Origin of the sequence: Frateuria sp. (assembly GCF_035943815.1) — a bacterium.
Lineage (GTDB): Bacteria > Pseudomonadota > Gammaproteobacteria > Xanthomonadales > Rhodanobacteraceae > Frateuria_A.
This window is the reverse complement of record NZ_DASZBU010000012.1, coordinates 252,253-264,637: the sequence shown is the minus strand read 5'-3', so window position 1 is coordinate 264,637 and position 12,385 is coordinate 252,253. Positions and strand designations below refer to the sequence as shown.

The 12,385-nt window shown below is 70.3% G+C and carries 10 protein-coding genes; 6 read left to right on the top strand and 4 right to left on the bottom strand.

Annotated elements, in window-relative coordinates; all coding sequences use genetic code 11:
- Window positions 1-19 precede the first annotated feature (19 nt).
- Complete coding sequence (gene serC / locus VGU65_RS08695; protein ID WP_327474753.1) at window positions 20-1,105, bottom strand: 3-phosphoserine/phosphohydroxythreonine transaminase; 1,086 nt, start codon at window positions 1,103-1,105, stop codon at window positions 20-22.
- A 148-nt stretch (window positions 1,106-1,253) separates the two neighbouring features.
- Between serC and VGU65_RS08690 the strand changes: the two genes are divergently transcribed.
- Complete coding sequence (locus VGU65_RS08690) at window positions 1,254-2,390, top strand: GNAT family N-acetyltransferase (protein WP_327474751.1); 1,137 nt, start codon at window positions 1,254-1,256, stop codon at window positions 2,388-2,390.
- On the top strand, window positions 2,387-3,109 hold the full coding sequence (gene aat, locus VGU65_RS08685) for a leucyl/phenylalanyl-tRNA--protein transferase (protein WP_327474749.1): 723 nt from the start codon (window positions 2,387-2,389) through the stop codon (window positions 3,107-3,109). Before VGU65_RS08690 ends, aat begins: the two co-directional genes overlap by 4 nt.
- 236 nt (window positions 3,110-3,345) lie before the next feature.
- Here the strand turns inward: aat and ispG are convergent, their stop codons facing one another.
- Window positions 3,346-4,605: a flavodoxin-dependent (E)-4-hydroxy-3-methylbut-2-enyl-diphosphate synthase gene (gene ispG, locus VGU65_RS08680; RefSeq protein ID WP_327474747.1), complete on the bottom strand. Its 1,260-nt coding sequence runs from the start codon at window positions 4,603-4,605 to the stop codon at window positions 3,346-3,348.
- Between the two features lie 591 nt (window positions 4,606-5,196).
- Entirely contained in the window at window positions 5,197-5,679 is a 483-nt protein-coding gene (locus tag VGU65_RS08675) for a hypothetical protein (protein ID WP_327474745.1), read from the bottom strand.
- Here VGU65_RS08675 and VGU65_RS08670 point away from each other — a divergent pair.
- Together VGU65_RS08670 and VGU65_RS08665 are read left to right on the top strand one after the other, a co-directional pair.
- Window positions 5,678-6,976 carry an NAD(P)H-binding protein gene (locus VGU65_RS08670; RefSeq protein WP_327474743.1) on the top strand — a complete coding sequence of 433 codons (1,299 nt, stop codon included), beginning with the start codon at window positions 5,678-5,680 and terminating at the stop codon, window positions 6,974-6,976. The two genes, VGU65_RS08675 and VGU65_RS08670, sit on opposite strands and share 2 nt — an antisense overlap.
- The gene (locus tag VGU65_RS08665; RefSeq protein WP_327474741.1) at window positions 6,976-7,443 is read left to right on the top strand and encodes a DUF2269 family protein; all 468 of its coding nucleotides are present in this window, start codon (window positions 6,976-6,978) and stop codon (window positions 7,441-7,443) included. Before VGU65_RS08670 ends, VGU65_RS08665 begins: the two co-directional genes overlap by 1 nt.
- Here the strand turns inward: VGU65_RS08665 and VGU65_RS08660 are convergent.
- Complete coding sequence (locus tag VGU65_RS08660; RefSeq protein ID WP_327474739.1) at window positions 7,427-9,379, bottom strand: acetyl-CoA hydrolase/transferase C-terminal domain-containing protein; 1,953 nt, start codon at window positions 9,377-9,379, stop codon at window positions 7,427-7,429. The genes VGU65_RS08665 and VGU65_RS08660 overlap by 17 nt on opposite strands.
- A gap of 62 nt (window positions 9,380-9,441) precedes the next feature.
- Here VGU65_RS08660 and VGU65_RS08655 point away from each other — a divergent pair, with 62 nt between their 5' ends.
- A complete protein-coding gene (locus tag VGU65_RS08655) occupies window positions 9,442-10,884 on the top strand; it encodes a phospholipase D-like domain-containing protein (RefSeq protein ID WP_327474738.1) in 1,443 nt (480 codons plus the stop codon).
- A gap of 91 nt (window positions 10,885-10,975) precedes the next feature.
- Window positions 10,976-12,331 carry an exodeoxyribonuclease VII large subunit gene (xseA, locus tag VGU65_RS08650; RefSeq protein ID WP_327474736.1) on the top strand — a complete coding sequence of 452 codons (1,356 nt, stop codon included), beginning with the start codon at window positions 10,976-10,978 and terminating at the stop codon, window positions 12,329-12,331.
- Window positions 12,332-12,385 lie beyond the last annotated feature (54 nt).

Here is a 12,385-nt window from a genome sequence, read left to right as displayed (position 1 = left end):
CAAACACTAGCAGAACCAGTCAACCGTGGCGCTTGGCGAAATCGGCCATGAAAGCCACCAATGCCTCGACCGCCGCCAGCGGCACGGCGTTGTAGAGCGAGGCGCGCATGCCACCGAGCGCCTTGTGCCCCTTGAGCGCGAGCAGGCCGGCGGCCTCCGATTCGGCCAGGAACGCAGCATCCAGCGAGCCGTCGTGCAGGGTGAAGGGCACGTTCATGCGCGAGCGGGAGGCCGGCTCGACCGGGTTGCGGTAGTAGCCGCCGGAACCATCGATCGCGTCGTAGAGCAGCGTGGCCTTCGCCCGATTGCGCTCGCCGATCGCGGCCAGGCCGCCCTGCCCCTTGAGCCACTGGAAGGTCAGCCCGGCCAGGTACCAGCCGAAGGTGTTGGGCGTGTTGAGCATGGAGCCAGCCGCGGCATGCTCGGCGTAGCGGAAGATGCGCGCCATCGGCCGGCCCGGCCGCGCCAGCAGGTCGCGGCGCACGATCATCAACACCAGCCCGGAAGGGCCGATGTTCTTCTGCGCACCGGCGTAGATGAGCCCGAAGCGGCGCACGTCCAGCGGCTCGGCCAGGATGTTGGAGGACATGTCCGCCACCAGCGGCACCGCCCCGACCTCCGGCACGTCGTGGAACTCTACGCCGTGGATGGTCTCGTTGGGCGTGTAGTGCACGTAGGCCGCGGCCGGGTCGAGCTGCCAGCGGTCGCGTGCGGGCAGGTGCATGTAGCCGTCCGCCTTGCTGCTGGCGGCGATGTTCACCTTCGCGTAGGGCGCCGCCTCGCTGGCGGCCTTCTCGCTCCAGTGGCCGCTCACGATGTAATCGGCAGTGTCCTCGGGTCCGGCCAGGTTCATCGGGATTTGCGCGAAGTGCTGGGTCGCGCCGCCCTGCAGGAACAGCACGGCGTAGTCGTCCGGCACATCCAGCAGCTCGCGCAGGTCGGCTTCGGCCTGCTCGGCCATGGCGATGAAGCGCTTGCCGCGGTGCGACTGTTCCATCACCGAGGCGCCGCTGCCGTTCCAGTCCAGCAGCTCGCGTTGCGCCTGCTCGAGCACCGCCTGCGGCAATGCCGCCGGCCCCGCACTGAAGTTCCAGACCCTGCCCACGGCGTGTATCCAAGTTGGAGGAATCGCATTATGGCGCGGCGCAACATGGCGACGTCAATGATCCTCCGCACTCCCGTGCGTTTGGGTCGGAAGAGCCAAGTTCGCTAGTCTTGTCGCCTGCGTCTCTCGCCCTCTCTGCGCACCGCCGATGCTCAACGCCCGCTTCCACCCCGCCATCGCCGAGCTGCCCGCGGCGACCTGGGACGCGTTGGGCGGTGGCGCCAGTCCCTTCGTTTCGCACGCCTTCCTGCACGCGCTGGAACGCACCGGCTGCATTCGCCCGGACTGGGGCTGGCAGGCGCATCACCTGGCCCTGTACGAAGACGAGCGCCTGGTGGCTGCCGCTCCGCTGTATCTGAAGGGCAACTCGCACGGCGAGTTCGTGTTCGACTGGAGCTGGGCCGGTGCGTGGGAGCGGGCCGGCGGCACGTACTACCCCAAGCTGCTCAACGCCGTGCCCTACTCGCCCGTGCCTGGCCCGCGGTTGCTCGCCGGCCAGGGCGCACGCGCGCCGCAGCTGCGGCAGGCCCTGGTCCGCGCCATCCACGCCGAGACCCGGCGGCTGGGCTTGTCCTCGGCACATGCCAACTTTCTGGAGCCGCAGGACCTGGTCGCGTTCGGGGGCGAGTGGCTGGCGCGCTCGGACGTACAGTTCCACTGGCACAACCGTGGCTACCGTGATTTCGACGACTTCCTTGCCACGCTCAAGGCAAAGAAGCGCAAGAACATCCGCCAGGAGCGCGCGCATGTCCAGGCCAGTGGCCCGGAGATCCTCATGCGCGATGGCGCGAGCCTGGAGCCGGACGACTGGCGGCAGATCCACGCGCTCTATGCGGCTACCTTCGATGCCAAGGGCAATCACGCGGCACTTACGCCGGCATTCTTCGCGGCGCTTGGCGAACTGGGCGAGCAGGTGCAGGTGGCTTGCGCCATAGAGGGCAGGCGCATCGAGGCGATGGCGCTGTTCCTGCAGGACGACAGCACGCTCTACGGCCGCTACTGGGGCTCGCGCATCGAATTGCCCGGGCTGCACTTCGAGCTCTGCTACTACCGTGGCATCGAACATGCGATCGCCCGCGGCCTGCGTCGCTTCGAGCCGGGCGCGCAGGGCGAACACAAGCTCGCGCGCGGCTTCGTGCCGGTGCGCACGCATTCGCGGCACTACCTGGCCCACCCACAGTTCCGGCAGGCGGTGCGCGAGGCGCTGGTGCACGAGGCGCATGCCATCGACGACTACGTGACTGCACTGGACGCGCACGCGCCCTATGCCGGCACCTGCCCATGATCCGCCTGCCGCTGCTCGACCCGGCTTCGCCCGGGCGCTTTCCTGATCCGCACCATGCACTGGCCGAGCCCAATGGGCTGCTCGCCTTCGGCGGCGACCTGTCGCCGCGCCGGCTGCTGGCCGCGTACGAGCGCGGCATCTTTCCCTGGTTCAATCCCGGCGAACCGATCCTGTGGTGGTCGCCCGATCCGCGCTGCGTGTTCGACACGGCCACGCTCAAGGCCAACCGCAGCCTGCGCCGCGCGCTGGCCGGCAGCGCCTGGCGGGTAAGCGTGGACGAAGCCTTCGTGCGGGTGATGCACGCCTGCGCGGCGCCCCGGCCGGGGCAACAGGGCACCTGGATCGGCGCGGCGATCATCGATGCGTACGCCTCGCTGCACACCCAAGGCCATGCCCACAGCGTGGAAGTGTGGGAAGGCGATGCGCTGGTCGGCGGCGTCTATGGCGTGGTCGTGGGGCGGCTGTTCTGCGGAGAGTCGATGTTCAGCGCGCGCAGCGGCGGTTCCAGGCTCGCACTGGTGGCGCTCGCCGCATGGTTGCGTGAATGGGGCTTCCCACTGCTGGATGCACAGGTCAGCAACCCGCATCTGCTCAGCCTGGGCGCCCGCGAGGTTCCGCGCGAGGACTTCCTGGCCCAGGTGCGCCGGCTGTCGGCCCAGCCGTTCGATCCGGCCCATTGGCGCAAGGTCGCCTCGCGGGATGCCGGCGACTACCTCTAGGCCAGGGGCTCGGGAGTGTGTGTGCTCCATCGGCAGCGTCGCATCCGTCAGGCCCAGCGACTTGATCTCCCGGTAGTGATCAGGAACAGCTTGACCAGGTGCGGGTCGAGCTGGCTGCCGGCGGCACCGCGCAGGTATGACTGCGCTGTCGACAAGGCCTCTGGCGGATGTCTATGTGGTCGCCGGACGCGTGAACCAGCGCACATTCCGGCGCGCGACGAGGTCCGGCATCCCGCTCAGCCGGCGCGCGTGGCGTACTTACGGGCGACGTAGTCGTCGAGGATGCCGACGAATTCCTCGGCGATGCGGTCCCCGCGCAGGGTCATGGCCTTCTCGCCGTCGATGAACACCGGCGCCGACGGTGCCTCGCCGTTGCCCGGCAGCGAAATGCCGATGTTGGCGTGCTTGGATTCGCCCGGTCCGTTGACCACGCACCCCATCACCGCAAGCGTGAGGTTCTCCACGCCGTCGTACATCACGCGCCATTCGGGCATCTTGGTCCGCACGTGCGTCTGCACGGTCCTGGCCAGTTCCTGGAAGAACTCGCTGGTGGTGCGCCCGCAGCCAGGGCAGGCGGTGACCAGGGGGGTGAACGCGCGCAGACCCATCGTCTGCAGCAGCTCCTGCGCCACGATCACCTCGCCGGTGCGCGAGGCGCCGGGTTCGGGAGTCAGCGAGATGCGGATGGTGTCGCCGATGCCCTCCTGCAACAGCACACCCAGCGCCGCCGCCGAGGCCGTGATGCCTTTCGAGCCCATGCCGGCCTCGGTCAGGCCCAGGTGCAGGGCGTAGTCGCAGCGGGCGGCAAGGTCGCGGTAGACCGCGATCAACTCCTGCACGCCCGACACCTTGCAGGAAAGGATGATGCGGTCGCGCGCCAGGCCGAGTTCCTCGGCGCGCGCCGCCGAATCAAGCGCCGAACGGATCAGCGCCTCGCGCGCGACCACGGCGGCATCCCACGGCTGCTCGCGCTTCGCGTTCTCGTCCATCAGCGCGGCGACGAGCCCCTGGTCGAGCGAGCCCCAGTTGGCGCCGATGCGCACCGGCTTGCCGTACTGGATCGCCTTCTCGATGATCGAGGCGAACTGGCTGTCTTTCTTCTTGCCGAACCCGACGTTGCCGGGATTGATGCGGTACTTGGCCAGCACCTCGGCGCACGCCGGCTCCGCTTCCAGCAACTGGTGGCCGTTGTAGTGGAAGTCGCCCACGATCGGCACCTGCACGCCCATCATCGCCAACCGCTCGGCGATGCGCGGCACCGCCGCGGCGGCCGCCGGCGTGTTGACCGTGATGCGGACGACCTCCGAGCCGGCACGGGCCAGCTCGGCGATCTGCTTGGCGGTGCTGACCGGATCCTCGGTGTCGGTGTTGGTCATCGACTGCACCACGATCGGTGCGCCGCCGCCCACCATAACCTTGCCCACGCGGACACCTACGCTGGGGCGGCGCGTTGCCGGGCCGGCGGGTGACAGCTGTTGGGAGACGGAATCACTCATAGGGTCAGATTGAACGTCGCGCCGCGCTGGGTGCGGCAATGCACAAGAATACCACCCGGGTAAGTCTTGGCTTCTCCACCTTCCTCGTTCTTGCGTGGCTTCTCCGCGCCTTGGCTCGCCTGCGGCGGGCTTCCGATCGCCTGTCGAGTCCGTCGCAAGGATGGGCGCGTTTGAAGCTCACACCCCACTCTTTCCTCATCCGCGGAACATGCATCTCGTCGCTGGCCCCCATAAGGACCAGAGATCGGCAAGCGGAGCGTCAGCCTCCCTTGCCTCAGCTCCCGAGCGCCCGCGGTAAGGCGGCTGCAGCTCCTCTATGAGCATGCCACGCACCAACCAAGGCGAGGCGGCGCCTGGCTCTTATCCCTCACCGGGCTTAGCCAGGCCGTTTCTTTTGGTTACTTTTCTTTGCCAGCAAAGAAAAGTGACCCGAGCGCCGTCAGGCGATCGGAAGCCCGCCGCAGGCGAGCCAAGTCGAGGGGAGGGCGCAAAAAGGCGACAAAAAAAAGGCGCCCTTTCCACTCCTCGCAAGTCCTGCGCCCTCACCCCGACCTTCTCGGAACCAATGCATTAGGCGCCGAGAAAAAAACGTCAGCGCGCGTGGCGACGCCGCGCCCAGGCGCCGGCGAAAAGACCCATGCCGAAGGCCACATAGACCGCCGCGATCGACGTACGACCGATGTGCCGCTCGAACCCCGGCCGGAACCGCCGCGGGGTGATCGTGTAGTCGACCACGCACGCCGCCGTCGCCACCGCCGCGGCGCGCGCCGCCGATACCCGTGACGGCGCAGGGTGGCGCAGGCACCACGCTTCGTAGATGCCCGCCCACAGCAACGAGCTGAAGTGGTGCACCAGATAGCCGACCGCCGTGTAGCGCCAGCTCGCTCCGGTGTGCCACTTCGCCCGCCGGCCCCAGAACCACTGGCTCGCGGCGTTCACCCCTGCAAGCGGCGCGCGCGCTTCGCACGCACTACACGCCGCCACCACCACGCTCGACAGCACCGCGGCAATGGCGCCGCTGAGGTTGGTGCGGGCGATCCATGAGGAGTTCAGGCGCACGGGCGGCGTGGGCATGAGCGAAGGCTCCGGAGGGGGGAAGGCACGTCTGCGCGTGCTGGTGCTGGGCGCCGACGGGTTGATCGGCCGCACCGTATGCGACGCGCTGCAGGCGGCCGGCCATCGCCCGGTACGCGGCATCCGGCACTGGCAGGGTAGCGGCGGCGCGGGTGTAGACCACGTCGAGGTGGACTTCGCGCACGATACGCACCCGTCCGATTGGCTGCCGCGGCTCGAGGGCATCGATGCGGTGGTCAACGCGGTAGGCATCTTCGCCGAGCACGGTGCGCAGACCTTCCGGCCCATCCATGCGCAGACGCCGCGCGCGTTGTTCGCGGCCTGCCGCGAGGCAGGCATAGCGCGCGTGGTGCAGGTCTCCGCGCTGGGTGCCGACGAGCACGCGGTCAGCCGCTTCCATCGCAGCAAGCGCGCCGGCGATGCGGCGCTGCGCGCGATGGTGCCCGGTGGCACGGTGCTGCAGCCTTCGCTGGTGTTCGGCCCGGCCGGCACGAGCAGCCGCATGCTGATGCTGCTTGCGTGGCTGCCGCTGGCGGTGCTGCCTGGCGGCGGACGCCAGCGCGTCCAGCCGATCCACGTGAACGACGTGGCCGCACTGGTGGTGCGCCTGCTGGAGGACGACCGCCGCCCCGAGCGCCTGGCCGCGGTGGGGCCGCGGCCGCTGTCGTTGGCGCGCTACCTCGGACTGTTGCGCCACGCGCTGGGCGGCCGCCGGCTGCGCGTGCTCGGCATTCCCACGGCCTGGCTGGCGCGGCTCGGTCGCCTCGGCGGGCGCTGGGTCGACCGCGAGGCGCTGGCCATGCTCGATCGCGGCAACACGGCCGATGCCGCAGCCGCCACGCACTGGCTGGGTCGTCCGCCCAGGCCACCGCGGCTGTTCCTGTCGCGCGCCGAGGCGGCCGACCTGCGTGTACTGCTTGCTTGGCGCGTGTGGTCGCTGGCGGGACGCATCGCCGTGGCGCTGGTGTGGCTGGTGACCGCCGCGCTTTCGCTGGGCATGTATCCGGTGGCCGGCAGCCTCGCCCTGCTCGCCCACGTCGGGCTGCACGGTGCAGCGGCGTACGCGGCGCTCTATGGCGGGGCGCTGCTGGACCTGGCGCTGGGCGTCGCCACGCTGGCCTTGCGTGGCCGGGCGCTGCGCCTGGCCTACCTGGCGCAGGTCGCGCTGATCCTTTCCTATACGGCCATCATCACGGTCGCCCTGCCGGCGTTCTGGCTGCATCCGTTCGGGCCGATCCTGAAGAACCTGCCGATGCTGGCACTGATCGGTGCCCTGTATGCCACGGAGCGGCGCTGATGGAGTATCTGATCGTCAAGTGGCTGCACGTGTTGTCCTCCACGCTGCTGTTCGGCACCGGCATCGGCACGGCCTTCCACCTGCTGGTGGCGAGCCTGCACCGCGACGTGCGCGTGGTCGCGGTGGTGGCCCGCTACGTGGTGATCGCCGACTGGCTGTTCACCGCGACCACGGTGGTGTTCCAGCCGCTGAGCGGCTTCTGGATGGTGCGATGGGCAAGAATTCCCTGGCACGGCGGCTGGATCGGCTGGTCGGTGCTGCTATACGCGCTGGCGGTGGCGTGCTGGCTGCCGGTGGTGGCGCTGCAAGTGCGCATGCGCGACCTGGCCGCCGAGGCGGCCGCCGCGGAAGCGCCACTGCCGCCTGCCTACTGGCGCGCCTTCCGTGCCTGGGTGGCGCTGGGCGTGCCGGCGTTTGTCGCCTTCGTGGCGATCTTCTACCTGATGGTCGTCAAGCCGCCGCTGTAGTGCGACGCAGGGCGGCGAGCAGGAGGCGGCGTTCCAGGCGTTCGCCTAGGCGCCGGGGCCTGGTCAGTTGCATGCGCTCAATCGCCTCCGTCTCGCCCGCCACCGGCCCGCCTGGCCGCAGCAGGGCCTTGGCCAGGACGACCCGTCCGCGCCAGGACGAGCCCTGCTCCTTCAACCAGCCCAGGGCTGGCATCAGGCGCTGCTCGACCTCGTCGAAATCGCTGCCGAAGGGGAACGCCGGCAGCAGGCCAGCGCGCCGCAGCGGCGCCAGCGCCGCGCGCAGGTGCTCGGGGCGATGCCGGCGCCAAGCATCCGGGATGCGGAAGTCGGCCGCGAGCTTGCCGTTCGCCTTGGCCTCGGCGGCCAGCGCGTCGAGGAAGCGCGCGTCGCAGATCGAAAGCATCGCCTCGATGCATTCGCTGTCGCTCTTGCCGCGCAGATCGGCGGCGCCGTATTCGGTCACCACGATGTCGCGCAAGTGGCGCGCGATGGTGGTATGGCCATAGTTGAAGCGGATGTTGGTGCGCACCTGGCCGCCTTCACGCCGGGTCGAACGCAGCAGCAGGATCGAGCGGCCGTCGTCCAGTTCGTGCGCCATCGCCACGAAGTTGTACTGGCCGCCCACGCCGCTCACCACCTGGCCGTCCTCCAGGCCGTCCGACACGGCGGCGCCAAGCAGCGTGGCCATCATGCAGGTGTTGAAGAAGCGCGCGCCACGACGCTGCAGCGCGGCCAGGCTCTGGTGGTCGCCGTAGAGGTGATTGACGTTGGACACCGGGCACATGTCGATGGCATCCGGATCGGCCGCTTCGGTCGCGCCGAGCCATTCGTACAGCTCGCGGCTGCCCAGGAAGAAGGCACCGCGCAGCCAGTGCCCGCCGGGCGTGGCCGGATTCAGCCGGCCCGCGATGGCGGCGCGCTCCAGCGCGAGGTTGTCCCAACTGCGCCGCTTGAGGATGCCGGCACGGGCCAGGTGCATGAAGCCGTCCATGACCATCTCGCTGGCGCCGTACAGACCGGCCTCGAACGGCTCGAGCCCGCCGATGCGCCGTGCCAGCGACAGCGTCGGGCTCTCGCCATCGAGCGCGCGCAGGCCGTCGCGCCAGGCCGCGTTGTCCTGCTGGCGCAGCAGCAGTGCCCTGACCAGCGCGTCGGACAGCGCACCGATGCCGATCTGCAGGCAACCGCCATCCTTCACCAGCGCGCTGGCATGCAGGCCCAGCGCGTATTCGGCGAGGTCCACCGCGGGCCGCGGCAGCGCGAACAGGCGCGGTGAGCGCGCCGGCGCCAGTTCCAGGTCGAAGAAGTCTGCCGCCACTTCCGCGTGGCCGCTCATGTAAGGCAGGTCCGGGTGCACCACGGCCACGCACAGCGGTCGTGGCTTGCCGGCCCGCGCGCGCTGCGCCAGGAAGTCGAGCGTGAGGTCGGGGTTGCAGGAAAGGCTGTAGCGCAGCCCGTCCGCCGTTTCGCGCCGCGCCACCAGTTGCACGAAAAGGTTGATGTCCTGCGTCGCCAGGTCGCGCGCGACGTGGGTGTAGTTCTGGCTGATGTAGTCCTGCTGCGCGCGCGGCGCATGCAGCAGGGCGCCGGACTGCAGGTAGAACTCGTGCACGGCCACGTTGCCCGGCAAGCCTTGTCGCGCCTCGGCCAATGCGTATTCGGGGTCTTCGTAGTCGGCGCCGAAGTGGCGCTCGAGGAAGGGCGCGAGGAAGCGCCGCTCCAGCCCCGGCTTGGGCTGCGGCCGGGTCAACGACAGCGCGGTGTAGAGGGTCAGCGAGCGGGCCGGATCGGCCACGGTCAGCCGGTAGAGCGCGTTGAGCAGGCCATGCGGCTTACCCAGACCCAGCGGGGCGGCGACGCACAGGTGCGGCCCCAGCCGGTCGGCAATGAGCTTGGCGCAGGCGGCGGTGTCCTCGAGGCGCGGCGCGGGCGACATGGGCGGATCATCGCAGAAGCGGCGTGCCGCGCGCATCCGGTGGCGCATCGAAGCTGCCGGCCATGTCCTACACTGGCCCGATGGCGACGACTCCGCTGATCCCATCCTCGCCCAGCCGCTTCCTGGCCGAACAGGCCTTGAGCCGCGCCGCCGGCGCGCCGCTGATCGGCGGCAACGCGGTCGGGCTGCTGATCGATGCCCAGGCGCACTACGACGCCTGGCTGGCCGCCATCCGCGGTGCGCGCCAACGCATCCTGCTGGAGAACTACCTGATCAGCGACGACGCGGTCGGCCGCGCCTTCCTCGATGCGCTGGTCGAGCGGGCCAGGGCCGGCGTGCAGGTCGCGGTGGTGTACGACTGGCTCGGCTGCCTCGGCCAGTCAGGCCATGCCTTCTGGCAGCCGTTGCGCCGCGCCGGCGGCGAGGCGCGGATGTTCAACCCGCCGCAACTAGGCAAGCCGTTCGGCTGGATCACCCGCGACCACCGCAAGCTGCTGGTGGTGGACGGCGACCTGGGTTTCCTCTCGGGCGTGTGTATCAGCGCGCGCTGGCTGGGCGATGCGCGGCGCGGCGTGCCGCCCTGGCGCGACACGGGCGTATCGCTGCGCGGGCCGGCGGTGGCCGAACTCGAACTGGCCTTCGCGCAAAGCTGGGCGGGCATGGGCAAGCCGCTTGCCCTGCCCGAACCGCGCGCCGCGGCGGCCGGCGAAATCGCGCTGAGGGTGATCGCCACGCAGCCGGCCACCGCCGGCATGTACCGGCTGGACCAGCAGGTCGCAGCGATGGCGCGGCGCACGCTGTGGATCACCGACGCCTATTTCGTCGGCATGGCGCCGTACGTGCAGGCACTGGCCTCGGCCGCTCGCGACGGCGTGGACGTACGCCTGCTGGTGCCCGGCACCAGCGACGTGCCGCTGGTCGCCGGCATGTCGCGCTCGGGTTACCGGCCGCTGCTCAAGGCGGGCATCCGCGTATTCGAGTGGAACGGCTCGATGCTGCACGCCAAGACCGCCGTGGCCGACGGCCAGTGGGCGCGCGTGGGATCGTCCAACCTCAACATCGCCAGCTGGCTGGGCAACCGCGAGATCGACGTGGCGGTGGAGGACACGGGTTTTGCCGGCCTGCTCGAGGCCCAGTACGAGCGCGACCTGACCAACGCGACCGAGATCGTGCTGGCGCCTCGCAGGCATCGCCCCCACATCGAGCGGGTCAAGAGCAGCACCGAGCGCCCGCCGCGCCCCAAACGTCCCGGCGGCAGCTCCAGCCGCGCCGCCGCCGGCGCCCTGCGCATCGCCAACACCGTCGGCGCCGCGCTCACCGATCGCCGCGTGCTGGGCGACACCGCGCGCGGCCCGCTGTTGGCCGGCATCGCCGTACTGACCCTGCTTGCCGCCGTCGCGCTGGTCTGGCCCAAGGTGGTGAGCTGGCCCATCGCCGTGCTCGGCGCGTGGTTCGCGCTCAATCTGGCCATCAGGGTGTGGCGCTTGCGCAGGCGGCGGGATTGACGGCAGGCCCCTGCCAAGAGGTGACACCCAACATGCACTTCCTGGCCCAAGCGCATGTTCCCCAAGCGCTTCGTGCTAGGCTCGCCGGTCCATGCACAGCCCTGACCACTCCACGACCCCGCCACGCAACGTGCTCACCCCCAGCACGCTCAACCGGCTGGTGCGGGGGTTGCTGGAAGACGCGCTGCCGCTGGTGTGGATCGAGGGCGAGCTGTGCAACGTGTCGCGGCCGGCCTCGGGACACCTGTATTTCACCCTGAAGGACGCAGGCGCCCAGGTGCGCGCCGCGATGTTCAAGCCCAAGAGCGGCTGGCTGCGCTTCAAACCCGCCGACGGCATGCACGTGCTGGTGCGCGCGCGGGTCGGACTGTATGAACCGCGCGGCGAATTCCAGCTGGTGGCCGAGCACATGGAGCTGGCCGGCGAAGGCGCGCTGCGCCGCCAGTTCGAGCAGCTCAAGGCGCGGCTGGACGCCGAAGGCCTGTTCGAGGCCTCGCGCAAGCGCGCCCTGCCCCGCTATGCGCGCCGCATCGGCGTGATCACCTCGGCCACCGGCGCGGCGATCCGCGACGTGCTGAGCGTGCTGCGCCGGCGCTGGCCGCTGGTCGAGGTGGAGGTGCTCCCCGTGCCGGTGCAGGGCCGCGAGGCGCCGCCGGCGATCGTAGCCATGCTGCGCAAGGCCGCGGCCGCCGCGCGCCACGACGTGCTTCTGCTGACCCGCGGCGGCGGTTCGCTGGAAGACCTGATGGCTTTCAACGACGAGGCCGTCGCCCGGGCCGTGCATGCCAGCCCGATCCCGGTAGTGAGCGCGGTGGGCCACGAGATCGACTTCTCCATCGCCGATTTCGCTGCCGACCTGCGCGCCGCCACGCCCTCGGCCGCCGCCGAATTGCTGGTGCCCGACGCACAGGCGCTCCACCGCCACCTGGAACAGGCCTTGCAGCGGCTGCGGCTATTGCAGAGCCGCCTGCTGCAATCGCAGACCCAGCGTGTGGACCACCTGCTCGCCCGCCTGCAGGCGCAGCGCCCGCAGGCGCGGCTGGCACGCGACCGCGAACGGCTGGCGGCATTGCAGCGGCGCCTGCACGCCGCGCTGCACGAGCGCCTGCGCATGCACGCCCATCGTCTCGATCGCCTGCATGCCCGCCTGCTGGCGCAGCATCCGCGCCAGCGGCTGCTGCTGCTGCAGCGGCGCCTGGCCGAGCGCGAACGCTCGCTGCGGCAATGCATGAGCCACCGCATGGAGCGCGCGCAGCTGACCCTCCGGCAGTCCGCGCGCGCCCTGCAGGCAGTCAGCCCGCTGGCCACGCTGGAGCGCGGCTACGCGATCGTGTTCGACCGCGATGGCCATGTCCTGCGCGACGCCAGGCAAGCCCCGGCCGGCACGCCGCTGCGCGCGCGGCTGGCCGAAGGCGAGCTTTCCCTGCGGGTGACCGACGAGCCGTAGCGGCGTCGGCTCACGCATCGGCAACGCGCAAGACGGCACCCTGCCCTGCCCCCG

Coding starts and splice junctions, on each gene's coding strand:
- VGU65_RS08660 (WP_327474739.1), bottom strand. CDS start 9,379: ATGTCGCCCGCGCCGCGCCTCGAGGACACCGCCGCCTGCGCCAAGCTC.
- VGU65_RS08665 (WP_327474741.1), top strand. CDS start 6,976: ATGGAGTATCTGATCGTCAAGTGGCTGCACGTGTTGTCCTCCACGCTG.
- VGU65_RS08690 (WP_327474751.1), top strand. CDS start 1,254: ATGCTCAACGCCCGCTTCCACCCCGCCATCGCCGAGCTGCCCGCGGCG.
- VGU65_RS08675 (WP_327474745.1), bottom strand. CDS start 5,679: ATGCCCACGCCGCCCGTGCGCCTGAACTCCTCATGGATCGCCCGCACC.
- xseA (WP_327474736.1), top strand. CDS start 10,976: ATGCACAGCCCTGACCACTCCACGACCCCGCCACGCAACGTGCTCACC.
- VGU65_RS08655 (WP_327474738.1), top strand. CDS start 9,442: ATGTCCTACACTGGCCCGATGGCGACGACTCCGCTGATCCCATCCTCG.
- VGU65_RS08670 (WP_327474743.1), top strand. CDS start 5,678: ATGAGCGAAGGCTCCGGAGGGGGGAAGGCACGTCTGCGCGTGCTGGTG.
- aat (WP_327474749.1), top strand. CDS start 2,387: ATGATCCGCCTGCCGCTGCTCGACCCGGCTTCGCCCGGGCGCTTTCCT.
- ispG (WP_327474747.1), bottom strand. CDS start 4,605: ATGAGTGATTCCGTCTCCCAACAGCTGTCACCCGCCGGCCCGGCAACG.